The 24,312-nt window shown below is 69.7% G+C and carries 26 protein-coding genes; 9 read left to right on the top strand and 17 right to left on the bottom strand.

Annotated features, from left to right (window positions below; translation table 11 throughout):
• Window positions 1-2 precede the first annotated feature (2 nt).
• The 4 genes from ON21_RS26690 to ON21_RS26705 all read right to left on the bottom strand — a co-directional run bounded on the left by ON21_RS26690 (window position 3) and on the right by ON21_RS26705 (window position 4,639).
• On the bottom strand, window positions 3-890 hold the full coding sequence (locus ON21_RS26690; protein ID WP_083880911.1) for a thioesterase family protein: 888 nt from the start codon (window positions 888-890) through the stop codon (window positions 3-5).
• Window positions 891-1,029: 139 nt separating this feature from the next.
• A complete protein-coding gene (locus ON21_RS26695) occupies window positions 1,030-1,908 on the bottom strand; it encodes a sugar phosphate isomerase/epimerase family protein (protein WP_039802347.1) in 879 nt (292 codons plus the stop codon).
• A gap of 110 nt (window positions 1,909-2,018) precedes the next feature.
• Window positions 2,019-3,611 (bottom strand): Rv0497 family membrane protein, encoded by a 1,593-nt coding sequence (locus ON21_RS40260; RefSeq protein ID WP_051021375.1) that lies wholly within the window; start codon window positions 3,609-3,611, stop codon window positions 2,019-2,021.
• Window positions 3,608-4,639 carry a Ppx/GppA family phosphatase gene (locus tag ON21_RS26705; protein WP_039802158.1) on the bottom strand — a complete coding sequence of 344 codons (1,032 nt, stop codon included), beginning with the start codon at window positions 4,637-4,639 and terminating at the stop codon, window positions 3,608-3,610. The genes ON21_RS40260 and ON21_RS26705 overlap by 4 nt, the downstream gene beginning before the upstream one ends.
• 65 nt (window positions 4,640-4,704) lie before the next feature.
• Between ON21_RS26705 and ON21_RS26710 the strand changes: the two genes are divergently transcribed.
• Window positions 4,705-5,577, top strand: a complete 873-nt coding sequence (locus tag ON21_RS26710; protein WP_051021376.1) for a DUF3109 family protein — start codon at window positions 4,705-4,707, stop codon at window positions 5,575-5,577.
• A 109-nt stretch (window positions 5,578-5,686) separates the two neighbouring features.
• Entirely contained in the window at window positions 5,687-6,016 is a 330-nt protein-coding gene (locus tag ON21_RS26715; RefSeq protein WP_039802160.1) for a hypothetical protein, read from the top strand.
• Between the two features lie 73 nt (window positions 6,017-6,089).
• Here ON21_RS26715 and ON21_RS26720 read toward each other — a convergent pair whose 3' ends face one another.
• From ON21_RS26720 to ON21_RS26730, 3 genes are all read right to left on the bottom strand, one after another.
• Complete coding sequence (locus ON21_RS26720) at window positions 6,090-6,779, bottom strand: winged helix-turn-helix domain-containing protein (protein WP_039802162.1); 690 nt, start codon at window positions 6,777-6,779, stop codon at window positions 6,090-6,092.
• Entirely contained in the window at window positions 6,776-8,011 is a 1,236-nt protein-coding gene (locus tag ON21_RS26725) for a sensor histidine kinase (RefSeq protein ID WP_039802164.1), read from the bottom strand. The genes ON21_RS26720 and ON21_RS26725 overlap by 4 nt, the downstream gene beginning before the upstream one ends.
• A 111-nt stretch (window positions 8,012-8,122) precedes the next feature.
• On the bottom strand, window positions 8,123-8,560 hold the full coding sequence (locus tag ON21_RS26730; RefSeq protein WP_083880912.1) for a winged helix-turn-helix transcriptional regulator: 438 nt from the start codon (window positions 8,558-8,560) through the stop codon (window positions 8,123-8,125).
• Between the two features lie 91 nt (window positions 8,561-8,651).
• Between ON21_RS26730 and ON21_RS26735 the strand changes: the two genes are divergently transcribed.
• A complete protein-coding gene (locus ON21_RS26735) occupies window positions 8,652-9,311 on the top strand; it encodes an NADPH-dependent F420 reductase (protein ID WP_039802168.1) in 660 nt (219 codons plus the stop codon).
• Window positions 9,312-9,403: 92 nt separating this feature from the next.
• On the opposite strand, the gene ON21_RS26740 is transcribed toward ON21_RS26735, so the two are convergent.
• The 6 genes from ON21_RS26740 to ON21_RS26765 form a co-directional block, all read right to left on the bottom strand.
• Entirely contained in the window at window positions 9,404-11,461 is a 2,058-nt protein-coding gene (locus ON21_RS26740; RefSeq protein ID WP_039802170.1) for a CocE/NonD family hydrolase, read from the bottom strand.
• A gap of 216 nt (window positions 11,462-11,677) precedes the next feature.
• Window positions 11,678-12,415: a phosphoglyceromutase gene (locus tag ON21_RS26745; protein ID WP_039802172.1), complete on the bottom strand. Its 738-nt coding sequence runs from the start codon at window positions 12,413-12,415 to the stop codon at window positions 11,678-11,680.
• 82 nt (window positions 12,416-12,497) lie between these two features.
• Complete coding sequence (locus ON21_RS26750) at window positions 12,498-13,388, bottom strand: ROK family protein (RefSeq protein WP_039802174.1); 891 nt, start codon at window positions 13,386-13,388, stop codon at window positions 12,498-12,500.
• A gap of 71 nt (window positions 13,389-13,459) precedes the next feature.
• Window positions 13,460-13,963: a type III secretion system chaperone family protein gene (locus ON21_RS26755; protein ID WP_039802175.1), complete on the bottom strand. Its 504-nt coding sequence runs from the start codon at window positions 13,961-13,963 to the stop codon at window positions 13,460-13,462.
• Entirely contained in the window at window positions 13,960-15,405 is a 1,446-nt protein-coding gene (mshA, locus tag ON21_RS26760; RefSeq protein WP_039802178.1) for a D-inositol-3-phosphate glycosyltransferase, read from the bottom strand. The genes ON21_RS26755 and mshA overlap by 4 nt, the downstream gene beginning before the upstream one ends.
• 77 nt (window positions 15,406-15,482) lie before the next feature.
• Window positions 15,483-16,304, bottom strand: coding sequence for an alpha/beta fold hydrolase (locus tag ON21_RS26765; protein WP_039802180.1), 822 nt, complete (start codon window positions 16,302-16,304; stop codon window positions 15,483-15,485).
• A gap of 70 nt (window positions 16,305-16,374) precedes the next feature.
• Here ON21_RS26765 and ON21_RS26770 point away from each other — a divergent pair, with 70 nt between their 5' ends.
• On the top strand, window positions 16,375-17,112 hold the full coding sequence (locus ON21_RS26770; RefSeq protein ID WP_039802183.1) for an SDR family NAD(P)-dependent oxidoreductase: 738 nt from the start codon (window positions 16,375-16,377) through the stop codon (window positions 17,110-17,112).
• A 128-nt stretch (window positions 17,113-17,240) separates the two neighbouring features.
• The gene (gene mscL, locus ON21_RS26775) at window positions 17,241-17,714 is read left to right on the top strand and encodes a large conductance mechanosensitive channel protein MscL (RefSeq protein WP_051021378.1); all 474 of its coding nucleotides are present in this window, start codon (window positions 17,241-17,243) and stop codon (window positions 17,712-17,714) included.
• Between the two features lie 6 nt (window positions 17,715-17,720).
• Here mscL and ON21_RS26780 read toward each other — a convergent pair whose 3' ends face one another.
• Both ON21_RS26780 and ON21_RS26785 read right to left on the bottom strand, forming a co-directional pair.
• On the bottom strand, window positions 17,721-18,944 hold the full coding sequence (locus ON21_RS26780) for a L,D-transpeptidase (protein ID WP_039802185.1): 1,224 nt from the start codon (window positions 18,942-18,944) through the stop codon (window positions 17,721-17,723).
• An 83-nt stretch (window positions 18,945-19,027) separates the two neighbouring features.
• Window positions 19,028-20,068 carry a UDP-N-acetylmuramate dehydrogenase gene (locus ON21_RS26785; RefSeq protein ID WP_039802354.1) on the bottom strand — a complete coding sequence of 347 codons (1,041 nt, stop codon included), beginning with the start codon at window positions 20,066-20,068 and terminating at the stop codon, window positions 19,028-19,030.
• 140 nt (window positions 20,069-20,208) lie between these two features.
• Between ON21_RS26785 and ON21_RS26790 the strand changes: the two genes are divergently transcribed.
• The 3 genes from ON21_RS26790 to ON21_RS26800 all read left to right on the top strand — a co-directional run bounded on the left by ON21_RS26790 (window position 20,209) and on the right by ON21_RS26800 (window position 22,112).
• Window positions 20,209-20,694: a DUF2505 domain-containing protein gene (locus ON21_RS26790; protein ID WP_039802187.1), complete on the top strand. Its 486-nt coding sequence runs from the start codon at window positions 20,209-20,211 to the stop codon at window positions 20,692-20,694.
• 120 nt (window positions 20,695-20,814) lie between these two features.
• Window positions 20,815-21,336 carry a DUF2505 domain-containing protein gene (locus ON21_RS26795; RefSeq protein ID WP_039802189.1) on the top strand — a complete coding sequence of 174 codons (522 nt, stop codon included), beginning with the start codon at window positions 20,815-20,817 and terminating at the stop codon, window positions 21,334-21,336.
• The gene (locus ON21_RS26800; protein WP_245562744.1) at window positions 21,306-22,112 is read left to right on the top strand and encodes a class I SAM-dependent methyltransferase; all 807 of its coding nucleotides are present in this window, start codon (window positions 21,306-21,308) and stop codon (window positions 22,110-22,112) included. Before ON21_RS26795 ends, ON21_RS26800 begins: the two co-directional genes overlap by 31 nt.
• Window positions 22,113-22,122: 10 nt before the next feature.
• Here ON21_RS26800 and ON21_RS26805 read toward each other — a convergent pair whose 3' ends face one another.
• Entirely contained in the window at window positions 22,123-22,731 is a 609-nt protein-coding gene (locus ON21_RS26805) for a hypothetical protein (RefSeq protein ID WP_039802358.1), read from the bottom strand.
• A 99-nt stretch (window positions 22,732-22,830) separates the two neighbouring features.
• Between ON21_RS26805 and ON21_RS26810 the strand changes: the two genes are divergently transcribed.
• Window positions 22,831-23,553 (top strand): LmeA family phospholipid-binding protein, encoded by a 723-nt coding sequence (locus ON21_RS26810; RefSeq protein WP_051021380.1) that lies wholly within the window; start codon window positions 22,831-22,833, stop codon window positions 23,551-23,553.
• Window positions 23,554-23,621: 68 nt separating this feature from the next.
• On the opposite strand, the gene deoC is transcribed toward ON21_RS26810, so the two are convergent.
• Window positions 23,622-24,290, bottom strand: a complete 669-nt coding sequence (gene deoC / locus ON21_RS26815; RefSeq protein ID WP_039802191.1) for a deoxyribose-phosphate aldolase — start codon at window positions 24,288-24,290, stop codon at window positions 23,622-23,624.
• Between the last annotated feature and the right edge of the window lie 22 nt (window positions 24,291-24,312).

Genomic DNA, 24,312 nt, shown 5'->3' on the forward strand with positions numbered 1-24,312 from the left:
GCTCAGCGCTGGGGAACGAGCGCCAGCTGCCGACTCTGCGCGACGACAGCGCCGGTCGAGTCGAGCACCAGCTGGTCCTCGTCGAACATGCGCTCGCCCACCTCGTGTGTGGTGGCGATGATCCGCAGCCAGCCCGGCGCGGGCCTGCGGCGCAGGTAGGTGGTCATCTGCACGGTGGGCGCCCAGCCGAAGTGGCCGAGGTTCATCGGCACCGGCGGACTCATGTCCGCGCTCATCATGGCGAAGTACATCGCGACGTCCGGGTCCTGTTCGTCGCCAGGACGCGGACGGATCCACATCCGCAGGCGCGGCTCGCCCTTCGCGCCGGCGAGGAAGCGGGCCCACTCGCGGTCGAGATGGATGTCGGCGCCTCGGCCGACGTGGACGATGTCGCCCATCTGGGAGCCGGGCTCGTAGCCTGCGGCATCGGCGGGCGGCTCCGTCGGCATCTCGGCGTGCTCCGGCGCGTAGATCGGGTTCGCGTCGTCGAGGCGGCTGAAGGTCAGCGCCGTACGCACCAGGACGCGGCCGTCCTGCACGAGGTCGGTGTCGGCCAGGCAGATCTGGCGACCGATCTTGCGGACCCGCACCTCGTATTCGACCTCGCCGGGGTTCGGCGCGCCCAGGAAATCGGAGCTCGCGGCGACCGGCGCCATCCCGACCAGCGCGGGATCGGACGCGCGCAGCCAATTCGTCGCCGCGGCCGCACTGCCTGCGACCATCGTCCCGCCGTGCACCTTCGGGCCGATGGTCCAGATGTCGTCGATGAAACCCAGGTAGCGGCCGGTGTCCCGCGTCCTCGGCGGCGCCGGTTCCAGCGCGCACACCTGGCTGAACGGTGCGTCGGTCGTGGCCGCCGGGCCGAAGTCGGCCGTCAGCTCCGTCGTCATCCTCACTCCTGTCCTGCGTCGACCGCACCCGATGGGGTTGGGGGTGGCCGCGTGGCAACCCTGTCTGCACCGGGTTCGTACAACGTACAACGCACCCGGCGACCGAACCCACGGCCGCATACCGGAGTAGCGACGAACGTCACATGGGCGAGTCGGGCGAGCTGTGGCGCGCGCCCGCGGGAGTCGGCGCGACAGCCTCGGTCAGATGCTTGCGGGCGAAGGCCAGCGTGCGGTGCAACATCTCGGCGCGATCCTTGGTGGTGCGCGCGTTCTGCGTGTTGATCTCGGCGACGACCTGCCCGGTGAACCCGGCGCGAACCATGCTCGCGCACACTTCCACGCACGGCTGGGTGCCGTCGCCGGGAACGAGATGCTCGTCGTGCGCGGCGCCCCGGCCATCGGCCAGGTGCAGATGCGCCAGACCCGGGCCCATCCGGGCAGCCAGCGCCAATGGGTCGGCTCCGGCGGTGGCGGTGTGCGACAGGTCCAGGGTGTAGTGGCGGTACCCGGTGTCGGTCGGGTCGTAGGAGGGGCTGAAGGCGGTGAGCGCCGGGCCTGGGCCACCGCGGCGCTCCAGCCGTCGCACCGCGCCTTCGCGCCGGCCGAACAGCGTGTCCGCCCGCATCGGGAACATGTTCTCCACCGCCACGATCACCGGGCTGCTCTCCTCCAGCTCGGCCACCTGCGCGGCGAACCCGGCCGCATAGCGGCGCTGCCAGCGGAACGGCGGGTGCACGACCACGGTGCTCGCACCGAGCGCCTCGGCGGTGCGCACACTGCGCTCGAGTTTGGCCACCGGATCCGAGCCCCACACCCGCTGCGAGATCAACAGGCACGGCGCGTGCAACGCGAGGACCGGAATGTCGTACCTGCGCGAATAGGCCTGCACGGTGGCGATGCTCTGGCTGGCGGGCTCGGCCCAGACCATCAGTTCGACGCCGTCGTAGCCGAGTTCGGCGGCGTAACGGAACGCGGCCTCCGTGTTCTGCGGATATACCGAAGCGGTCGACAGGCCCACCTGGATCCGCCGGGGCCGGGATGTGCCCCCGGCGTCTCCCGGCGGGCCCTCGCCCGTACGCGACCCGGTCTCGTTCGCCTGCCCGATGTTCCCCACGACTTGCTCCCTGCTCAGTTCGTACTGAGAAGAAAGGCCAGCGGCCCGAGCGTGACGAAGATGCCCACGACGACGGCGATCACAGTGCTGAGGATGTCGTCGGTCCTGCGCAGAATCCGCACGAGGGCCACCAGGCCGAGTATCACGATCATCGCCAGGGCCAGCGCCACCCAGGGAAGCATCTCCCACATGCGCTCGAAGCCCTTGAACAGCAGCATGCCCGCGACGGCGGCGCCGGTGCTCTGGCCGCCGAGGATCATCCACTGGCGCCGGTTCTCGTCGTCCTCCGTCTTCTTGGCCGTCCGGGACCGGCGCGAGATGGCCCGGGTGAGGGCGCGAGGTTCGTCGACGAAGTCGTCTTCGTCGTCTTCGTCCTCGTCCAGCGCGATCGGCTCGTAGACGTCGGTGACGCCGTCCAATTCCGCGGCGTCGGCGGCGCGCCCGCCGCGTCTGCCCCGCCCGTTGCGTTCCGCTCCGCGTTCGGCCCGGTCGACGCCCTCGCGCAGCAGGTCGCCCGCGACCGTCTGGCCGGAGAGCAACTGCTGATCCTGGCTGGCCAGCGACCACGCGGCGGTCGGGATGCCCGCGGGTCCCGGCGCGGGCTCCTGTGGCTTGTGCCGCCGGGCGGACCAGGCCGGAAGCCCGTTCTCGCCGACGCCCTCGCGGCGGGCCGATCTTCGGTGCGCCTCCGGCTGCGGCTCGGGCGCGACCGGCCTGCTCGGCTTCGGCCTCGGATCGGGCGGCGGGGGAACCGGCAGCGGTTCGGACTCCGGGGCGAACCCGCCGGTCGACGGTGACCAGGCCGCGGTGGACGGGCCGAGGTCCTCGGCGGCTTCCGCGGCCTCCGCCGCCCTGCGCCTGGCCGCGCGACCGCCCCGCGCGCCGTTGCGCTCGGGCAGCGGGGAGCGGCCGAAGCCGGGCTCGTCGAGTTCGCCGTGGCCGTTGCGGCCCGGTTCGCCGATTCCGCGACCGGGCAGCGGGTCCAAGCCGAACGGCTCACGGGAAGCCTCCTGCCAGGACCGTACCTCGGTGGCCTCCTCTTCCGGCTCCTCCCGCCTGCGCCTTCGCCCCGAGCGAGGGGGCGCCTCGGACCCGCCCGCCAACGAGTCGGGTGTGTACGGACCGGGCGCGACCTCGAACAGATCGGACACCGGGGTATCCGGCGACAACGGATCGTACGACGCGCCGTGCCGCGAGGAGGGCATCTCCCGGCCGGGCATGACCCGGCTCGACCACCCTTGGGGCGGATCGGCAGGCGGGTCCGGCTGCGCGTAACCGGCTAGCGGGTCGTACATCGAAATCGGGCCCGACATCGGCGAATACGACGACAGATCGGGCTGCGGCTCGGGCGAGTAGGAAACCGGTTCCGGCGCGGGCGGATCGAACGAGGGCGGCGCGTAGGCCTGCTCCTCCGCGCCGGAGTCCGGCGCCGCGTGCGCGGAATGGCCACCGCCGTCCCGGATGACCGGCAGGTCGCCGGTCAGTTCGGCGACGGAGATGCCACGGCCACTGCGGCGGCGTCTGCCACCACCGGACGAGGCGCCGCTCTGCTGGCCGTTACGCGCCAGCAGTTCCGCCACCGACAGCTGTTTGGAATCCTCGCTCATGACGACACCGTCCCGATCGAGCCCGGCGAAGGCGCGCCGCCGGGCGCGGGCCGACCGTCTCCGGCCGCCGTGCCCGCTGAGTACGTTGCTTCGGGTCCACCATTCATATCGGTATCCAGTTTGCGCAGGATCAGCCCTTCACGCAGCGCCCACGGACAAATCTCCAAAGTATCGAGCGAAAGTGCCCGCATACTCGCCTCCGCGACCAACGCGCCGGCCACCAATTGCTGTGACCGATCGGAACTTACGCCTTCCAATTCTGCACGGTCCGCCGCCGTCATCCGCGAGATGAACGCGATCAGTTGGCGCAGGCCCGAGCTCGTGAGTGTACGACGCGCCCGCGGACCCGCCGCCGATGGCGCCGCTCCGGTCAGCCGGGCCAGGGATCGGAACGTCTTCGAAGTGCCGACGGCGAGATCGGGCCTGCCCGGCTCGAGCAGCTTTTTCGCCGGCACCACCAGCTCGGCGTCGAGCCAGTCCCGCAGCACGGCGACGCGGCGCTTGCCCGGCGGGTCCTCGCGCAGCCATTCCCTGGTCAACCGGCCCGCGCCCAGTTGTAGAGACAGCGCGACGTCGGGTTCCTCGTCGCCGCCGTTGGTCATCTCGAGCGAGCCGCCGCCGATGTCGAGATTGAGAATGCGCCCCGCGCTCCAGCCGTACCAGCGGCGCACCGCGAGGAAGGTCAGCCGGGCCTCGTCGACGCCGGACAGCACCCGCAGGTCGACGCCCGTCGACGCGCGCACGCGGCCGAGGACCTCGTCGGAATTGGCCGCTTCCCGCAGCGCCGAGGTGGCGAACGGCATCAGTTCGACGCATCTGGACGTCTCGGCGATGCTGGCGAATTCGGCCACGGTGTCGATCAGCCGCTGCGCGCCCGCCTCGGTGATGCGACCGGCTTGGTCGATGTTCTCCGCGAGCCGCAGAGTGGCCTTCGTCGAGCTCATCGGCAGGGGGTGACCGCCACGGTGCGCGTCCACCACGAGCAGGTGAACGGTATTGCTTCCGACATCGAGTACCCCAAGCCGCACATGAACACGGTACTGGGTGGTGCGGCACTTCAGCCCAGGCGACTGAACTGTTAGCGTCCTATTTCGTGACGGTAGGCGCATCACCGAGCAGCCCCACCCGGCCCCGACCAGCGGGGAAGATCGACCCGGCCCCGGAAGTCGAACCCGACTTTCCCCGTGAGTGGATCGAGTTCGTAGATCCGGCAAACGACGAGCATCTGATCGTCGCCGATCTGACGTGGCTGCTGTCGCGGTGGACGTGCGTGTTCGGCACCCCCGCCTGTCAGGGCATCCTGGCCGGCCGGCCGGACGACGGCTGCTGCTCGCACGGCGCTTTCCTCTCCGACGACGACGACCGCAAACGACTGAGCCGCGCTGTGAAGATGCTCACACCCCAGGACTGGCAGCTGCGGGACGAAGCGACCAACGCGCAGGGCAAGGTCACCAGGAGCGGCTATCTGGAACTCGACGAACTGGACGACGAGCCCGCGCTGCGCACGCGACGATTCGACGGCGCGTGCATCTTCCTCAACCGTCCCGGCTTCGCGGGCGGAATCGGCTGCGCCTTGCACTCCATGGCGCTGCGGCGCGGGATCGAGCCGCTCGAGGTGAAGCCGGACGTGTGCTGGCAGCTGCCGATCCGCCGCACCCAGGACTGGGTGGACCGGCCCGACGGCGTGCAGATCCTGCGCACCGTGATCACCGAGTACGACCGCCGCGGCTGGGGGCCGGGCGGCGCCGATCTGGACTGGTACTGCTCGGGCTCCCCCGACGCCCATGTCGGCAGCAAGCCGGTCTGGCAGTCCTACGCCCCCGAACTGACCGAACTCATCGGCGCGCCCGCCTACGCGGAGCTGGCCAGGCACTGCAAGCGCCGGGAAGGCCTCGGCCTGATCGCCGTGCACCCGGCGACGGTGCACGCCGACCGGATGCGCGATACCGCGGATCCGCTCGCCTGATCGTTTGCCGACCGAGCGCTCGATCGGGTCGTCTCCGGCGGTGCGGCGCGGCGGGCGGTTCACCCCGTCGCCATGCGAGCTTCACCCGGATCGGGTTTGATGTGCCGTTATGTCCAAGAAAGTTCTCACCGCGGCGACCATCGCCCTGGGCGCCGCCCTCTCGCTGACCGGAGTAGCCCACGCCGAGCCGAACGGCGACCCGCACAAGTTCTACGACTTCACCTCGGAATTCGTGTCGGCCACCGATCCGGCCGCGGTCAACGCCAAGGCCGCGGGCAAGCTCCTGATCGCGAGCCCGTACGGCACCTCGCACACCATCGCCTGCCGCGGCACCAACACCGCCGACCTCTACGACTGCATGCAGGAAGACGATCTGGGCTGGATCACCCTGCAGAAGAACGAGACCCCACTCGGCACCACCTGGATCTACTTGCCCTGAGCACCCCGCGAACCGAAACGGCCGAGAGCACCGCGGTGCTCTCGGCCGTTTCGCGCTCTCGCCGCGCGGACGGTCACGCCTCCAGTTTGTAGCCCAGTCCGCGCACGGTGACCAGGTGTTCCGGCTTGGCCGGATCCGCCTCGATCTTCGAGCGCAGCCGCTTGACGTGCACGTCGAGGGTCTTGGTGTCGCCCACGTAGTCGGCGCCCCATACCCGGTCGATCAGCTGGCCGCGGGTGAGTACACGGCCGGAGTTGCGCAGCAGGTATTCGAGCAGGTCGAACTCCTTGAGCGGCAGTGTGACCGGCTTGCCGTTCACCATCACGGTATGCCGGTCGACGTCCATCCGGACCGGACCCGCTTCCAGCACGCCGCTCTCGTTGGAGCCCTCCAGCTCGTCGCCCGCGCCGCGGCGCAGCACGGCGCGGATGCGCGCGATGAGCTCCCGGGCGGAATACGGCTTGGTGACGTAGTCGTCGGCGCCCAGCTCCAGACCGACCACCTTGTCGATCTCGCTGTCGCGCGCGGTGACCATGATCACCGGGACGCCGCTGCGGGTGCGCAATTGCTTGCACACGTCGGTGCCGCTCATGCCGGGCAGCATCAGGTCGAGCAGGACGATGTCCGCACCGGACCGGTCGAACTCGGCGAGCGCGGACGGCCCGTCACCGACGACCGTGACCTCGAAGCCCTCCTTGCGCAGCAGGAACGCGAGCGGATCGGCCAGCGACTCCTCATCCTCGACGATCAGAACACTCGTCATCTGCGTGCCTCCACACCATTCGGTCGGCCCGGCCCCGAAGGACGCGGGCTTGTTTCATTCGTGCCAACCACCGCGCCGTCGTGGTCGTCGTCGGCGCCTGCTTCGTGGTGGGCGGGTATGCGCAAGGTGAACGTCGATCCGGTGCCCAACTTGCTCCACAGGGTGATTTCCCCGTTGTGGTTGGCGGCCACGTGTTTGACGATAGCCAGGCCCAGGCCGGTGCCGCCCGTCTGGCGCGAACGCGCCTTGTCGGACCGGAAGAATCGCTCGAACACCCGCTCCTGGTCCTCCTTGGCGATGCCGATGCCGCGATCGGTGACCGCCATCGCCACGTGATCGCCGCGCAGCGAGCGGCTCACCGAGACGTGGGAACCGGCCGGCGAGTAGGCGATCGCGTTTTCCACCAGGTTGGACAGGGCGGTGACCAGCAGGGTTTCGTCGCCGAGCACCTCGAGCCCGCTCGGACGGTCCGTGCTGACCGTGATGCCTGCGGCCTCGGCGGCGGTGCGGGAACGATCGACCGCCTGCATCACCACGGTGTCCACGTCCACCACCTCGAGTTCGGGCAGTTTCTCCGCGCCCTGCAGACGGGAGAGCGCGATGAGCTCGGTCACCATCTTGCCGAGGCGGCGCGATTCGCCGAGCACACGCTGACCGAAGTGTCGCACGGCCTCGGGGTCTTCGGCGGATTCCAGCAGAGCTTCGGCCAGCAGGCTCATGGCGCCGACCGGGGTCTTGAGTTCATGGCTGACGTTCGCGACGAAGTCGCGCCGGGTGGCCTCCATGCGCGCCTGTTCGGAATCGTCGTCGGCGAACAGCACGGTGAAGGTGGTCTCTTCGCGGGACAGTTGCCTGGCGACGCCGCGCACCGCGATGCGGCCGCGGCCGGGGACCGGGTTCTTGGCGGTGAGATCGAACTCCGCGGATTCGCCGGTGGCCAGCACCTTCTCCACCGCGGCCCAGGCCCGCTCGTCGAGCAGGCGATTGCGGACCAGGCCGAGTTCCTCCGCGCGCGGATTGACCAGCACGACGTCGCGGTACTCGTCGACGACCGCGATCCCGCTCTCGGAGGCGAGCACGATCAGGTCGAGAACCTGGGACATGGTGAGACCGGACTCGGCCTGCCTGCGCGCGGCCTGCCTGGCATTCACATACGGGATCAATAGCCCGCCGACTGCCAGGCCGACGACAGCCGCCAAGATGGCCAGCAGCACGGCCTGGGGAACACTCACACTTGAATCGTACGGTCGCCGACCGGTCGGCCAACGCGGGGTACACGAAGTTTCGCGCAGGTCATAGGCCCTTCCGACCCCGTTAGCCGCATGTTTACGCGCTGTTCGATGTCACGTATCCGCGCCGTATTCACCGAGCGGTCGGTTTTCTTCCTCGTCGGCTTCGGCCAGCGCGTCGTTCACCGCGGCGCCGTGCTTGTCCACCCACTCGCCGAGGGCGTAGATCGGGATCAACAGGTCCGAGCCCGCCTCGGTCAGCTCGTACTCGACCCGCGGCGGGGCCTCGGCGTAACGGCGCCTGCGCACCAGCGTCATCCGTTCCATCCGGCGCAGCGTCTGCGTCAGCATCTTCTGGCTGATCCCGCCGATGGCCGCGCGCAGCTCGCCCGGACGCATGGGCCCCTCGCGCAGCAGGTAGACCAGCACCGGTAGCCACGAGTTGCCGAAGATGTCAACACCCATCCGGGCCGGACAGTCGGATTCGAAGTCGCCGTAGGGCGCGAAGTCCACCCGCTCGGCGCTTACCGGGTCGCTCGGTGCTGCGCTCACGACTCCAGCTTGCCAGCGCCGTTGCGCACCTCCGGGTGCCTTTCGGAATCCCTAGCGTCGTCGTCGAACATTTTTCGAGTCAGGAGTTCGGATGCGAATCGGAATCATCGGCGCGGGCGCGATGGCGCGGGCGCTCGGCGGCGGCTGGAGCGCGGCGGGGCACGAAGTGCTCGTCGGCGCCCGATCGAGCGATGCCGCCACGGAATCGGCGGCCGCGATCGGCGGGCGAGCCGGGAGCATCGCCGACGCGGCGGTTTTCGGCGATGTCGTGCTGCTCGCGTTACCGGTGCCCGCCCTGTCGGAGGTGCTGCACGCGGCCGGAGAGCTGCTGGTCGGTCGCACGGTGATCGACTGCACCAATGCCTTCGCCCCGGACGCGGCGGCGCCCGAAGGAGCCGCCGCCTTCGTGCTCACCGAAGACGCCGTCGCGGAACGGATCGCGGCGCAGGCGCCGGGAGCGCACGTGGTGAAGGCGTTCAACCTGTGCGCCGCTGAGGTGTGGCAGGCGAAGGAGCGCGTCTTCGACGACCGCCGCTTGGCGGTGCCGCTGTGCGGCGACGACGAGGCCGCGGTGGGAAAGGTCGCGGCGCTGGCGGAGGACCTGGGACTGCGGGCCATTCCGGCGGGCGGGCTGCACCGGGCCCGTTATCTGGAGGCCCTGTCGGTGTTCACCGTCGGCCTCTGGTTCGCCGGGCACGATGCCCGCGCGATGTTCCCGCCCTTGGAGGCTGCCTTCGCCCTCACCGACTGACCCGGTGGATCGGTCCGGAGCGTGCACCTTCGCCCATACCCCGCAACGTCAAGCATGATGCGCGAGGGTGCACGCTCGGACCCGCCCCGGATCTACCAGCCCGGATTGCCCCTGACCGGGATGTTGACGAAGCTCGGACGGTCGGGGTCCAGTTCCAGGTGCTGTGGCCGCATGCCGGTGTCGATCAGCATCGGCAGGATCGGCAGCCCCTTGGGGAAGTTGCCCGCGTAGACGTCGACGCGCAGGCGGTGACCAGGTTGCAGGATCGCCTCGGTGGCGGGCAGCGCGATGTCCAGCGTGGTCACCTCGCCCGGGACCGTCGGCTGCCGCTGCTCCAGCGAGGTGTACGGCCGCGGGTCGGTGTAGTCGCCGTTGGCCGACTTGCTGCTGTTCGCCTCGTCGATCGCCCGCAGCGAAGCCATGAGCTGACCGGACGACAGCACGCTGGACTGCCCGTCCGGCGCGACGTCGTTCACCGTGACCACCCAGTACCCGTCGGCGGTGTCCTGAACGGTGTTGAGCCGCACCGCGATCCGCCCCGAGATCGTGGTCGCCTCGGCGACCGGGGCGCTGGTGAAGGTCAGCCCGTTGAGCTCCTCGACCCTGGAGTCCTTCGCGCAGCCGTCGATGACCGACAGCACACCGGCGCTGCCCTGGGCGGCGTCGTTGGAGCACAGGCTGGTCAAGCCGGGCGCGACGGTCAGGCGGGCGGGCTCGCCGGTGCCCTCCGAGTCGAGCGAACCGTCGTACACGCTGTTCGCGGTGCCGCTGGGAGCGGCGGACAGGTACATCCTGCGGTGCACCGCCTGCGCCGCATCCGCGGCGGCGGTCGGCGCGGCGAACGAGTCGGTGGTGATCCAGCCTCCGCCCTGCTGACGCAAGGTGATCGGGCCGTACTGGTCGATGCCGTTGTCGATGTCCTTGAGCCACCGGTCGAACCACGCGCGCTGCAACACGTCCAGCCGCGGCGGCAGGCCCGGCTCGCCGTACTCGTTGCCCGAGTTGAGGTGATAGGTGTTGCCCATCAGCAGCTGCTTCTGGCCCGGCGGCAGCGGAATCTCGTTGTAGATCTTGGATTCCGAGTAGGTGAACAGGTCGTGCCAGCCGCCGGTGACGAAGGTCGGCGTCCGGATCCCGCTCGGATCACCCAGCCAATCCTGACGCGGGCCGGAACCGTCGGTCAGCAGTTCCTTGGCGCGCGGGTCGAGATCCTCCAAGCGCGCGGTGGTGTAGACGTTGAGCAGAACGTCCATGAACGTCAATGGATCTCGGGCGCGATCGGCCAGCCACGTGGTGTCCAGCTGCCCGTTGAGCACCGAGGCCAGATCGGGAATCAACTTGAGTCCGTTGATCGCGGTAAGCCACAGCGGGATGAAGTTGAAGCCGAAGCCGCCGCCCGGCGCGAGGACGTCGTTGACCAGATCGCTGCCCGGCACCACCGGGAAAATCGCCTGCAACGCGGGCGGGCGTTTCTCGGCGACCTGCACCTGGTTGATCCCGGAGTAGGAGATGCCGTTCATGCCGACGCGTCCGTTGGACCACGGCTGCCGGGACGCCCAGTCGATCACCTCGACCGTGTCCTGCTGTTCCCGTCCGCGCAGCATGTCCCAGACGCCCTGGGAGAAGCCGGTGCCGCGCACGTCGACGACCACCTGCGAGTAGCCGCTCTTGATCAGCTGCCGGTCGACGGTGAAGTTCCGCAGTTCGCCCCCGCCGAACGCCTTGGTGAGGTCGGTGACACCGGACAGCGGGGTGCCGCTCAGGTCGATCTGCCGGAAGAATGCGATCAGCGCGTCGGACAGGCCGGGGATCGACTGCGCGTGATCGGCCAGGTTCGACACCAGCTTGGTGTACAGCGTGAGATTGACGATCGTGGGCGTGGGCGTGTCGATGGGGCGGCCGGAGGCGTCCGCGGGGCGGTAGACGTTGCCCTTCAGCACTGTTCCGTCGCTCATCGTGATGGGGACGTCCCACTGGATGTTGATGTTCGGGTACTGCTGCGGACCATCTTCGGTGGCCGTCCAAGCCGCTCCGGTCGCGCCGCCGTCGGGGCCGGTGGGCGGTGCGACGGCATCGGCGCCGCCGGCGAGCAAGGGGACGAGCATCGTGGCGGCAACCGCCGCGACCGTGGCCCGCAACGCGTTCTTCATCGGACGTGATCCACCTCTCGGCTGGTCGAACGACCAGAGTGTACCGACTTACCAGCCGGTAAAAATAGTGGGTAACTTAAACCGCCGATGTCACGTCACGGATCGACCCGGGTCGCTGCGGCGTGTCGCACGGCAACACACTCGGCCTGCCCTCGAAACGACAACGCGCCGCCACCCGGGCGGGTGACAGCGCGTTGGGAGTTGTCGGTATGCGGGTTACTTGCCGCCCTGACCGGCGACCGCGGCGGCGCCCGCGGCGGCCGCCTCGGGGTCCAGGTACTCGTGCGGGCGCACCGGGCGAAGGTTCTCGTCCAGCTCGTAGCGCAGCGGGATGCCGGTGGGGATGTTCAGGCCGGCGATGTCCTCGTCGGAGATCTGATCGAGGTGCTTGACCAGCGCGCGCAGCGAGTTGCCATGCGCCGCGACCAGCACGGTCTTGCCGGACAGCAGTTCCTTGGAGATGGTCGACTCCCAGTACGGCACCATCCGGTTGACCACGTCGAGCAGGCACTCGGTCTTCGGCACTTCGATGCCCGCGTAGCGCGCGTCGCCCTCCTGGCTGTACTCGTTGGCCGGATCGATCGGCGGCGGCGGGGTGTCGTAGCTGCGGCGCCACAGCATGAACTGCTCGTCGCCGTACTTCTCCCGGATCTGCGCCTTGTTCTTGCCTTGCAGCTCACCGTAGTGGCGCTCGTTGAGCCGCCAGTCCCGGATCACCGGGATCCAGTGCCGGTCGGCGGCGTCCAAGGCGATGTTCGCGGTGGAGATCGCGCGACGCAGCAGCGAGGTGTAGACCACGTCCGGCAGGATGCCGTGCTCCGCCAGCAGTTCCCCGGCACGCTTGCCCTCGGCGATGCCCTTGTCGGTCAGATGCACGTCCACCCAGCCGGTGAACAGGTTCAGGGCGTTCCATTCGCTTTCGCCGTGGCGCAGCAGCACGAGGGTGTACGTCATGCGGCCATCCTCCCATGCGCGCTGCGCCGGGTCGCATCGGTTCCCGCCCCGCCGCCCCGCCACCGGCGGGGAAAGCGCGATGTCAGACGGGTTCCTCCGCGGCGAGCACGGCCGCGCCCGCCAACGTGGCGCCATGGGTGATCGCTGAGAGTTCGACCCGCAGCCCGCGCAGGAACTTCAGCCCGGCATGCGCGTCGACCGCGGCGCGCAGCGGATCCCACAGTGGCGCACCGGATTGCGCGAACCCGCCGCCGATCACCACCCGGTCGACGTCGAGCAGGGCGGCGGCCGAGGCGATCGCCGCGCCGAGCGCGGTGCCCGCCCGGTGCAGCGCGGCGACGGCGATCTCGTCGCCCGCGTGCGCGTCCGCGGCCAGCCGCACACCCGTGCCGCCGGACCACCCCTGCTCGCGCGCCCAGCGCACCGACGACATGCCGCTGGCGACCGCCTCGACGCAGCCGCGGCCGCCGCAGCCGCACGGCGTGTCCCAGCCGGGGACGACGATGTGGCCCACGTGCCCCGCATTGCCGGTGCGCCCGAGCAGCACTTTGCCGTCCGCGACGATCCCGCCGCCGATTCCCGAGGACACCGTCATGGCCAACGCGTCGGACACCCCGCGCAGCGCGCCCAAGCGGTGCTCGGCCAGCGCGAGGCAAGCCCCGTCGATGGCGAAACGAATCCTGGCGGCGGGAAAAAGCTCCTGCACGGCGGCGACGATCGGGAAGCCCGTTTTCCACTCCGGGATGTTCAACGGTCCCGTGACGCCGGTGCGCACATCCACCGGCCCGGCCGCGCCGATCCCCACCGCGCCGACCGGTTCCGGACCGGCCACCGCGAGCAGCAGTTCACGGCAGGCGTCCCACACCCGCGCGTCCGGCACGTCCACCCGGCGCACCTCGCGCACCTCGGAACCGGGGCCGACCACCCCGGCCGCGAACTTCGTCGCACCGATGTCCAGAGCGAGAATCGCCACTGCCGTATCCCCTTCGCCGAGCCGAGCCACCCGAGATTGTCACCCGGCGGGCCGGAGCGGGCGATGACCGGCTACGGCTTGTCGGCGGAATCGACCAGGTGCTCGAAGGCGCGCAGGTTCTGCAGCGACTCGCCGCGCGAGACGCGCCACTTCCATTCCCGCCGAATGGATTCGGCGAAACCGAGTTCGAGCAGCACGTTGAAGTCGGCGTCGACGGCCTCCAGGATCTGGCCGAACACCCGATCCAGTTCGTCGGCGGTGACGGCGTGCCCGGACATGCGGCCCACCAGATAGATGTCGCCGACCCGGTCGAGGGTGTAGGCGACGGCGTAGAGCCTGCGGTTGCGGCGCAGCAGGAACTTGTACACGCCCTCGAAGTTCTCGTCGGGCTTGCGGCAGACGAACGCTTCGAATCGGACCCCGTGCTTGCCGACCGTGACCATCACCGTGGTCTTCAGCTTGCGTTCACCGGGCAGGACGACGACGAACGTCTCCTCCCCCGGCCGGGTGTATTCGATCTCCCTGTCGCGCAGCGTCTCATCGATCAGCCGCGCGGTTGTCTGTACCTCGTTCACCGGCGTACTCCCATCCGGCGCCGCCACAGCGCCCGCGATCTCGCCTGACTGTTCTCGCCGAGGAGGGCGGCCGTCCGCTCTGCGGCGAGGCCGGTGCGGTCGGCGGATACCTTGTCGTAGGCATCCTCCCGCACCTCGCTATGCGCCAGGCCGCGTCCGCCGAAGGCCGCTCGCTCGTCCCGGAAGCCGGCCAGGGCCGCGGCGTAGCTGGCGAGCAGCCCGTCGGCGGTGTGCGCCCAGGAGAAATTGGCCGCGTGCGTGACGGCCCGCTCGCCCATCCGGCGCAGCCGCTCCGGGTCGTCCAGCAGGTGGCGCAGCGCGTTCGCCCAGTCCGCGGTGCGGTGACCGGGGACGAGCAGGCCGGACACTTCGTGCCGTACGGCCGTGCCGAGACCGCCCACGTCGGCGGCCAGCACCGGCGTGCCGCTGGCCTGCGCCTCGATCGCGACCAGGCCGAAGGACTCGTTGTAGCTCGGCACGGCGACCAGGTCGGCGGCGCGGTAGACCAGTACCAGCCGCTGCGGCGGCTGCGGAGGCAGGAAGCTGACCCGCTCGGCGATGCCCAATTCGGCGGCCAGATCGATCAGCGCGTCCGGCCGCTCCAGCCCGCTGCCGGACGGACCGCCCACGATCAGCACGCGCAGTTTGCGGTCCGGGTCGGCACGCAACACCTCGGCCGCGGCGCGCACCAGCACGTCGGGCGCCTTCAGCGGCTGGATCCGGCCGACGAACGCCACGATCCGCTCGTCGGCGGCCAGTCCGAGTTCGGCGCGGGCGACGGCCTTGTCACCAGGGCGGTAGCGGGTCAGGTCGGCGCCAGGCGGTACGACGTCGATGCGCTCGGGGTCGGCGCCATAGAGGTCGACCAGTTGGCGGGCCTCGTCGGCGGTGTTGGCGACCAGCCGGTCGGACTCGGCGATCACCTGCTTCTCGCCGATCTCCCGGGTCGCCGGTTCGGGACAGTCGCCTTCGGCCAGCGCGGCGTTCTTCACCGCCGCCAGGGTGTGCGCGGTGTGCACCAGCGGCACCCGCCAGCGGTCCCTGGTCAGCCAACCGACCTGGCCGGACAGCCAGTAGTGCGAGTGCACCAGGTCGTAGTGGCCGGGCAGATGCCTGGCCTCCTGCCGCAGCACCTCCGCGGTGAACGGGCACAGCTGGGTCGGCAGATCGTGCTTGTCCAGCCCCTCGAACGGACCTGCCACCACGTTGCGCACCAGCACGCCGGGCGCGGCCTCCTGGACCGGCGGGACGTTCGACGCCGTGGCCCGGGTGAAGATCTCCACCTCGGTGCCGCGCCGAGCCAGCTCGACGGCCGTTTGCAGCACATAGACGTTCATGCCGCCCGCGTCGCCGGTGCCCGGCTGAGCGAGTGGTGAGGTGTGCACCGATAACACGGCGATACGGTTCGGCCGTAGGTCCAGGCGCTGACTCACACTATCCATAGTGCACGTTGCGTTCCCCGGCCCAGACACGCTACCCGCGGCAAGTGAGAGCTATCACAGAGCAGACATGAATCCGATCACAGGCTCTCGACGAACGCGCTCACCTCGGCGACGAACCGGGAACGGTCCTCGATGAACAGGCCGTGCTGGGCGCCCTCCCAGAACGACGCACGCGCGTTCGGCACGGCTTCTGCGATGTAGCGGCCGTTGTCGACGGGGACGACACGGTCGGCCGTCCCGTGCAGCACGAGCACCGGAACGTCCAGCGCGCGAAGGGTCTCGGTGTTGTCGACGGTCCGGTAGAACAGCGCTTTGCGCACCGCGGGCGGGGTGGCGAGACTGGCCCCGAACAAGCGCTGCGCGTCCGGCCCCTTGTCCGCGCCCGGTCCGGTGTTGGCGTTGCCGAACACACCGAAGGCGCGCACCGCCCGCCCCGCGCTCTCCTCGAAGACGCCGGGAATCGCCTCCCGCATCATGCTGCCGGTCGCCGCGCCCGGCACACCGGGGCCGATGTTCGCCATCGAGCCGGTGTACACGACGCCCGCCACGGCGCCGGTGCCATAGGCGGTCAAGTAGTCGGTCAGCACGATCCCGCCGTAGGACCAGCCGAGCAGCACCGCCCCGGACGTGATGCCCTCGGCCGCCAGCACCGCCGCGACGTCGGCCGCCCAGTTCTTCGGATCGTCGTAGCCCACCGCGGGCGCGTCGGAGTAACCGTGGCCGCGCAGGTCCACGGCGATCACCCGCGAGTGCGCGGCGAGGTCGTCGGCGGCTCCACCCCAGCAGCGCAGATTCGCCGACCAGCCGTGCAGCAGCACCAGCGGCCTGCCGTGCGCCGGGCCGCTCACCCGGTAGACGATGTTGGTTCCGTCCGCGCTCACCACGTCCCGAATAGCCATGCACCGAGGCTAACCGTGCTCGCGGGACCGCCAGGACCCGGCAAACCTCGCGCACCTAGGATCTGTTCGCATGAGCACTCGCACCGCCGTCGTCACCGGAGCCAGCTCGGGAATCGGGGAGGCCACCGCCCGTGAGCTGGCGAAGCAGGGCTATCACGTCTACGTCGGCGCGCGCAGGGTCGATCGCCTGCGCCGCCTCGCCGACGAGATCGGCGGCACCGCGGTGGCACTCGACGTCACCTCGGACGAGTCGGTGCGGGCGTTCGCCGAAGCGGTCGAGCGCGTCGACGTGCTGGTCAACAACGCGGGCGGCGCCAAGGGCCTGGCCCCGGTGGCCGAGGCCGACCTGGACGACTGGCGCTGGATGTGGGAGACCAACGTGCTCGGCACCCTGCGCGTCACCAAGTCGCTGCTGCCGAAGCTGATCGCCTCCGGCGACGGGTTGATCGTCACCGTCACGTCGGTGGCCGCGTTCACCGCCTACGACAACGGCGCCGGTTACACCTCCGCCAAGCACGCCCAGGCCGTGCTGCACCGCACGCTGCGCGGAGAACTGCTCGGGCAGCCGGTGCGCCTCACCGAGATCGCGCCTGGCGCGGTGGAGACCGAGTTCTCACTGGTGCGTTTCGGTGGCGACGCCGAGCGCGCGGCCAAGGTGTACGAGGGCATCGATCCGCTGGTCGCCCAGGACATCGCGGAGGTCATCGGGTTCGTCGCGTCGCGACCGGCGCACGTCAACCTGGATCAGATCATCATCAAGCCGCGCGACCAGGCGGATGCGGGCCGATTCGCCCGCCGCACCTCATAGCTGGAGTGGATCACTCGGCCGGCGGTGTCGGTCCGGCCGCGAATTGCTGGGACTTCGCTCTTCACCCGTAGCCGTTAGCATCCGAGAAGCCGCAAGCGTAAAGACATCGGATGGGAGTGATTCGGCTCATGCTCAAGGGCTTCAAAGAGTTCCTGATGCGCGGGAACGTCATCGACCTCGCGGTCGCCGTCGTCATGGGCACCGCGTTCACCTCTGTGGTGACCTCGGTGACGAAAGGTGTGGTCAATCCGCTGCTCGCGGTGTTCGGCAGCACCAACCAGCTGGGCCTCGGCGTGCAGCTGATTCCCTCGAAGCCCGCCACCTTCATCGCCGTCGGCCCGATCATCACGGCCGCCATCGATTTCTTCATGGTCGCGGCGGTGCTGTACTTCGTGCTGATCCTGCCCATGAAGACGATCAAGAACCGCTTCGGCACGCCCAAGGCGGCCGAGCCGACCCAGATCGAGCTGCTGACCGAGATCCGCGACCTGCTCGCCGAGCGGCACGAAGCGGTTCGCGCCCAACGCGACGCCGACCGCAAGGTCGAAGCGGAACACGCCGACGACGACGCGACCGAAGAGCAGAGCGTGAAGGTGCGCTAGCACCGGTCAGCGCGCGCCGGCGGGCCGCGGGGGCAGGGGTGTGGCGGAGACCACGGCCGACGGCGCACCCTGCAACGCCGACATGGTCTTCCAAGTGTCCCAGTCGATGGTCCAGTCGTAGAGGTCGCCGTCGGCGGCCGAGAGCGGGATCGAGGTCCCGGTCACCTCGACCGGATCGCCGTACAAGGACGTGGGGAAATACGCCTGGGCATCACCGGGCGACAGATTGATGCAGCCGTTCGTGACGTTCGCCGAGCCCTGGGCCGACAGCGATTCCGGGTTGGCGTGGATGAATTCGCCGTTGTTGGAGATGCGTACCGCCCAGCGTTCGCGAACGTTGGTGTAGTACGGCGGGTTCGACATCATGAAGTCTTCGTACTTCTCGGTGACGACGTGGATGCCCGAACGGGTCACGTTGCGCGCCTCGTTGCCCTCGCCGTAGCTGACGGCGAAATCGAAGATCGTCTGCCCGTCGCGGACCACCTGCATGCGGTGACTCGGGGCGCTCGCCTTGACGATCTGGCTGCGGCCGATACGGAAATCCGTGGTGAGATCGGAATCGCCGTAGTTGCCGCCGCCCAGGTCGAGGCCGTAGAGCCGGGCCGAGACGTGCACGCTGGTCCCGGGTGTCCAGTAGTTCTTCGGCCGCCAGTGCAGGCGGGAACCGCCGTCGTCGGGGAACCACGCCCACGCGCCATCGGTGGGCGGGTCGGTGGTGATCGTGAGCGCCTTCTCCACCGCGGCCTTGTTCGTGACGGAGGTCTTGAACTGCAGGATGATCGGCGCCGCGATACCGACTTCCTGGTTGTCGCCGATGTTCAGCGTCGCGGGGACGGTGCTCTTGGGCGTGATGGTGTGGAACGAGCCGTCGATCGGGATCGGCTTGCCGTCGGTGCCGACGGCGGTACCCGACCAGGTATAGGTGGCGTCGTAACCGAGCGGCTCGGTGATGGTGTAGGAGCGTCGGTCCGGCGCGAGTTCGCCGCGCACCTGCTTGCCCGCGGCGTTGGTCAGCGCGACCTGATCGAGCGTGCCGTCGCTGATCGTCACCGACACCGGCGCGGTCGGATTGACGTTCGTCGCGTCGTCGGCGGGGGTCAACGTCGCTTTGGCGATCGGACCGGCAGCGGGACGCGGCTTGCCGGAGCCGCGGTCTATCGTGCAACCGGCCACCAGGGCGACGACCACCAGCAGGACGGCCGACACCACGGCAACCGATCGGTGGATCATCGGGCGGTGGTTCACTTCGTCGAATCTACGCGCGGCACACGCGGCGACCCGTCGACCCAGCGTGTGGTGTCTGCCTCAACGGATCAGAGCGTGACGCCCACGGTGACCGGTTCGGGTTCCAGCCGGATCCCGAAGCGCTCGGCCACGCCGTCGCGGACCGTCCTGGCCAGCGCCACCACATCTGCCGCACTGGCGCCGCCGCGATTGGTCAGCGCCAGTGTGTGTTTCGTCGACAGCCTTGCGGGCGCCCCGTCACCGGGGAAGCCCTTGGCGAAACCCGCCCGCTCGATGAGCCAGCCCGCGGAGAACTTGACCCCGTCCTGCGCCGGGTAGGTCGGCACCGCGACGTCGCCCACGTGAGCCGCGATCGCGGCGCGCACCTGGGCCACTCGCTCCGGCGCGACCACCGGATTGGTGAAAAAGGAACCAGCACTCCAGGTGTCGTGGTCGGCGGGATCGAGCACCATGCCCTTGCCCGCACGCAACCGCAGCACCGCCTCCCGCACCTGCGCCGCGGGGCGGGACTCGCCGTCCGAAGCGCCCAGCACCGAGGCCAGCTCGCCGTAACGCAGCGGCACGCTGGAACCGTCGGCGCGCAGCGCGAACTCGACCGCCAGCACGACGGCGTCGTCGCGGTGCTTGAGCACGCTGGTGCGGTAACCGAAGCCGAGTTCGCCCGGTTGCACCCAACGGATCTCGCCGCTGCCGCGATCCAGCAGGCGTACTCGGCGCAGCAGGTTCGCCACTTCCGCGCCGTAGGCGCCGACGTTCTGCACGGGCGTCGCCCCCGCCGAGCCGGGAATGCCGGACAGGCACTCCAATCCCCCGAAGCCCGCCTCGACCGTCGCGCGCACGACGGCGTCCCAGTTCGCGCCCGCCTCGGCGAGCACACCACCGTCGCCGATGTCGACGCCGGTGGTGGCGACCCGGACCACGACACCGTCGAAGCCGTCGTCGCCGATGAGCAGATTGGAGCCGCCCGCGAGCAACAGCACCGGGACGCCCGCCGCGTCCAGCGCGCGCACCGTGGCGACCAAGGCGTCGGTCGTCGCGCATTCGGCGACCAGGGCGGGCCCGCCGACCCGCAGCGTGGTCAGCTCCGCCAGCCGCACATCGGCGCGCAGCCGCGCACCGGTACCGGCGAGGAGGTCCGACGGCGCCACTCGTGAAGTTCGCACGGTGGTAAACGGTAGCGTGCGCACCGATGGCGGATCGGACAGCATGAATCGTGGGACTCGAGCGCTACACGGTAGCGTGTGGACCCATGGCTACACCGCTGGCGTACACGGCCCGCTATACCCATCCGACCGCCGCGGTACGCGCGGCCTTCGCGAACGACCAGTACTGGAAGGATCGCATCGCGGAGGTCGGCGGCCCGAACGCCCGGCTGGAGTCGGTCACCGTCAGCGGTGACGATGTGCGCGTCGAGATGGTGCAGGCCATCGCCGCCGAACGGCTCCCCGCCGCGATCACCGCGGTGCGGCCCGGCGATCTGATCATCCCGCGCGTCGAACACTGGACCGGGGACCAGGCCACCTTCGAAGCCCGCGTCGAGGGCGCGCCCGCCGAGGTCCGCGGCGCCATCGCCCTGGCCGCCGACGGCTCCGGCGCCGTGATCACGGTCGACGGCACCATCGAGGTGAAGATTCCGCTGTTCGGCAGCAAGATCGAAAAGGCGATCGCGGAGCACCTCACCGAGCTGCTGAAGAACGAGGCGGAGTTCACCGATAAGTGGCTCGCGGCACACTGACCGGCCTCGCGAGCACGTAACTGTTCGAGATCACATCGTGCGGTCCCGGCCTTCGTGTCGGTTCCACACTCCACCCGCCCGCCGAGGTCGGCGCCACCGTCCCCGGTAACGTGTGAGCCCATGGCACGCCGATTGGACTACTCCGCCCGCTATCCGCTGCATACCACAAAAGAGCTGTACGCGGCGCTGTCGAACCGCGATTACTGGGATGCGCGGATGGGAGAGATGCGGAAGTACACCCCCGGCAACGAGGTGGTCAGGCTGGAGGCGACCGACGACGGGATCACCGTCGAACTGCACCACGTCCTGCCCCGCGACATGCTGCCGGAGATCGCCCAGACGGTGATGCGCAAGGACATGGTGATCACCCGCAAGGAGTTCTACAGCCCGTACGACGCGGAAGAGACCACCGGTAAGTACTCGGCGTCCATCCCCGCCGGTCCCGGCAGCCTCGGCGGCACCATCCGCCTGTTCCCCACCGACACCGGCTGCACCATGCGGTTCTCGTCGGAGGCGAAGGTGTTCATCCCCATGGTCGGTCCGCGCCTGGAGCAGCTGATGCTGGTGAACCTGGTCGACCTGTTCCGCGGCGAGGCCGAGTTCACGGTGCAGTGGCTGGAAGAACAGCACCCCACTCGCTGACCAAACCGGTCGGCACCATCACTCGTGGCACCACCGCCGTCAACCGTCTCCGCCGCAGCGACCGCTGGCTGATCAACGACGAATCCGTCGCCGACCGGCTGCGCGTCGCGCCCGATCCGCTGGTCGTCGACCTCGGGTACGGCGCGAGTCCGTGGACCACGTTCGAGCTGGCCGCTCGGCTGCGCACGATCCGCCCCGACGTGCGGGTGGTCGGCTTGGAGATCGACCCGCAACGGGTGGTGCCCGGCCGCGACGGCGTCACCTTCGCACGCGGCGGGTTCGAATTGGCCGGGCTGCGACCGGTTCTCGTGCGCGCCTTCAACGTGCTGCGGCAGTATCCGGAATCGGCGGTCGGCGAGGCATGGTCGACGGTGCTGGCCGGGCTGGCGCCGGACGGCGTGCTGGTCGACGGCACCTGCGACGAATTGGGCAGGCGCTGCGCATGGATCCTGCTCGACCGGGACGGGCCGCGCTCGCTCACGCTGGCCTGGGACCCTTTCACCGTCGAGCGCCCCTCCGACCTCGCCGAACGCTTGCCGAAGGCGTTGATCCACCGCAACATCCCAGGCGAACCGATCCACGCGCTGCTGACCGCCGCGGATCGCGCGTGGGCCCACGCCGCGCCGATGGCGCCGTACGGCCCCCGCGTCCGCTGGCGCGCGGCAGCGCGGGCACTGCACGCGGAAGGTTTCCCGATCCGCCACTACCGCCGCCGCCTGCGCGACAACGTGCTCTCGGTGCCGTGGTCGGCGGTGGCGCCGCTCGCTCCGAGCTAGCGCAGTTTCGTCACGCTACGGCAAGCGCCTGGTACACCCGTCGTGCGGCGCGCGGCGACAAGCGCGCCCCCGCGTCGGTGATCTCCTCGCCCGCGCACCGGTGGATGGCGACCGCGTCGGCCACCACCTCGTTCAAGGCGGACTGCCCGATATCGGCCTCGGCCAGATCGAGCACCGTGCGCACCGGAGTCGTCACCAGGAACGCGCCTGCCGATTCCACGTCGGCGGCAGTCAGCGCGCGGCGCACGACCACCAGCCGCGGCGTCACCGGCGGACGTCCCGCGCGCGCCGACAGATGCAGGAAACGCGGGTGCAGACTGCCGAGCCCGTGCAGGTCCGCCGCACTCTGATGGGAGACGACCGCGGCGCCGTCGAACCAGGCCGCCCACATCGCGTATTCGTCGAGCGGGCCTTCCGGCCATCCGGCCAATCGCAGCATGCCGACTCCCGCCCTGGTCACCGAACCGTCCCCGAGAGCCGCTCGCACCCGCGCTCCGCACCCGGTGCGCAGCACCTGGCGGGTCGTGAAGAAACCGGCGTGCCGACCAGCCCAGCGGCGCAGAACACGCCATCCTTGTTCCGCGGACCCCATCGCGCGGCTTGCCGCTTCGCCAGCCATGCGCATCAGGCTACGCTCGCATTTTGTGCTTCATGTCACATTCGAACCCCTCACTGCCTCCTCAGAGACGGCACAGAAAGGTCGGGAAGAATTTCGGCCATGAGTACGAACGCAACCTCAACCTCGACGATCAACCGGCGGACCCTGCTGATCGCCCTGACCGTGGTAGCGATTCTGCTCGCCACGGTCTTGGTGGGCGGCGAGGCCTACGCCAGGCACACGGTGTCGAACTGCATCAGCTCGCAGTTCGAGAAGGAGATGGGGTCGAAGATCGACGTGAGCTTCGGGCCCAAGCCGATGCTGCTCACCTGGATCGACGGCAAGGTGCCTTCGGTGAAGGTGGACAGCGCCGACTCCAAGTTCGGCCCCGCCGTCGGGATGGTGGTGCACGCCGTCTTCCGTGACGTCGACGTCGACGACCACAGCGGGGGCCGGATCGGCAGTTCCTCGGCCGACGTCTCCTGGAGCAACGAGGGGATCAAGGAGACCCTCGGCGGCATGGTCAGCGGAGTGAGCTCCTCGGAGAGTACCGGCATGCTCACCCTGTCGGTGCTCGGCGGCTTCGCCGAACTCCAACTGAAGCCGCAGATCGTGAACGGCACGGTGCACGTGGAGACGATGTCGGCGGAGTTGCTCGGCATCGGCCTGCCCGCCGACCTGGTGCAGGGCATCGTCGACCTGTTCACCAAGAGCCTGGAGAGCTACCCGCTCGGCATGACGGCGACCGACCTGAAGGTCACCGACTCCGGCGTCGACGTCCACCTCTCCGGTGGGCCTACCCAGCTCGAGCCCGCGGGCAACAGCTCCGACACGCGCTGCTGAACGCGCACCGCGGCAAGGTCTTCGCGGCGACGAGCTTCGGTGAACTCCACGAACGTTCGGGCCGATGGTCAGAGCGGGAAACCGTCGAGCACTTCACGCGATTTCGACAGCCCCAGCCGGGTCGCGCCCGCCGCGATCATCTCCGCGGCCGCCTCGGCGGTCCGGATGCCGCCACTGGCCTTGACGCCGAGCCGGTCGCCGACCGTCTCGGCCATCAACCGCACCGCGTGCGCGCTCGCGCCGCCCGCGGGATGAAATCCCGTGGAGGTCTTCACGAAATCGGCTCCCGCGCGCTCGGCGACCCGGCACACCTGCACGATCGCCTCGTCCGGCAGCGCGGCGGATTCGATGATCACTTTCAACAGCGCCCGATCACCGACCGCCTCGCGGACCGTGACGATGTCGGACAGCACCGCCGTGTGATCACCCGCGCGAGCCGCGCCGACGTCGATGACCATGTCCACCTCGGCGGCGCCCTGATCCACCGCGAGCCGCGCCTCGGCGCCCTTGACCAGCGAATGATGCTTCCCGGAAGGGAATCCGGCGACCGTCGCGACCACCAGTCCCGGCGCGCGCACCGGCAACATGGACGGCGATACACAGATCGCGAGCACGCCCAGCGCCCGCGCGTCTTCGATCAACGCGCCGACCTGCGCGGGAGTCGCCTCCGGGGCGAGCAACGTGTGATCGATCATGGCGGCCACTTCGGCCCTGGTCAGCGACGTGGAACTTGCCATGGGGTCAGAGTCTGGCACACCG

It is taken from the genome of Nocardia araoensis NBRC 100135, assembly GCF_000308435.1.
Lineage (GTDB): Bacteria > Actinomycetota > Actinomycetes > Mycobacteriales > Mycobacteriaceae > Nocardia > Nocardia araoensis.

Coding starts and splice junctions, on each gene's coding strand:
- ON21_RS26805 (WP_039802358.1), bottom strand. CDS start 22,731: ATGGCTGGCGAAGCGGCAAGCCGCGCGATGGGGTCCGCGGAACAAGGA.
- ON21_RS26735 (WP_039802168.1), top strand. CDS start 8,652: ATGCGAATCGGAATCATCGGCGCGGGCGCGATGGCGCGGGCGCTCGGC.
- ON21_RS40260 (WP_051021375.1), bottom strand. CDS start 3,611: ATGAGCGAGGATTCCAAACAGCTGTCGGTGGCGGAACTGCTGGCGCGT.
- ON21_RS26740 (WP_039802170.1), bottom strand. CDS start 11,461: ATGAAGAACGCGTTGCGGGCCACGGTCGCGGCGGTTGCCGCCACGATG.
- mscL (WP_051021378.1), top strand. CDS start 17,241: ATGCTCAAGGGCTTCAAAGAGTTCCTGATGCGCGGGAACGTCATCGAC.
- ON21_RS26690 (WP_083880911.1), bottom strand. CDS start 890: ATGACGACGGAGCTGACGGCCGACTTCGGCCCGGCGGCCACGACCGAC.
- ON21_RS26810 (WP_051021380.1), top strand. CDS start 22,831: ATGAGTACGAACGCAACCTCAACCTCGACGATCAACCGGCGGACCCTG.
- ON21_RS26745 (WP_039802172.1), bottom strand. CDS start 12,415: ATGACGTACACCCTCGTGCTGCTGCGCCACGGCGAAAGCGAATGGAAC.
- ON21_RS26715 (WP_039802160.1), top strand. CDS start 5,687: ATGTCCAAGAAAGTTCTCACCGCGGCGACCATCGCCCTGGGCGCCGCC.
- ON21_RS26795 (WP_039802189.1), top strand. CDS start 20,815: ATGGCACGCCGATTGGACTACTCCGCCCGCTATCCGCTGCATACCACA.
- ON21_RS26765 (WP_039802180.1), bottom strand. CDS start 16,304: ATGGCTATTCGGGACGTGGTGAGCGCGGACGGAACCAACATCGTCTAC.
- deoC (WP_039802191.1), bottom strand. CDS start 24,290: ATGGCAAGTTCCACGTCGCTGACCAGGGCCGAAGTGGCCGCCATGATC.
- ON21_RS26770 (WP_039802183.1), top strand. CDS start 16,375: ATGAGCACTCGCACCGCCGTCGTCACCGGAGCCAGCTCGGGAATCGGG.
- ON21_RS26790 (WP_039802187.1), top strand. CDS start 20,209: ATGGCTACACCGCTGGCGTACACGGCCCGCTATACCCATCCGACCGCC.
- mshA (WP_039802178.1), bottom strand. CDS start 15,405: ATGGATAGTGTGAGTCAGCGCCTGGACCTACGGCCGAACCGTATCGCC.
- ON21_RS26720 (WP_039802162.1), bottom strand. CDS start 6,779: ATGACGAGTGTTCTGATCGTCGAGGATGAGGAGTCGCTGGCCGATCCG.
- ON21_RS26780 (WP_039802185.1), bottom strand. CDS start 18,944: ATGATCCACCGATCGGTTGCCGTGGTGTCGGCCGTCCTGCTGGTGGTC.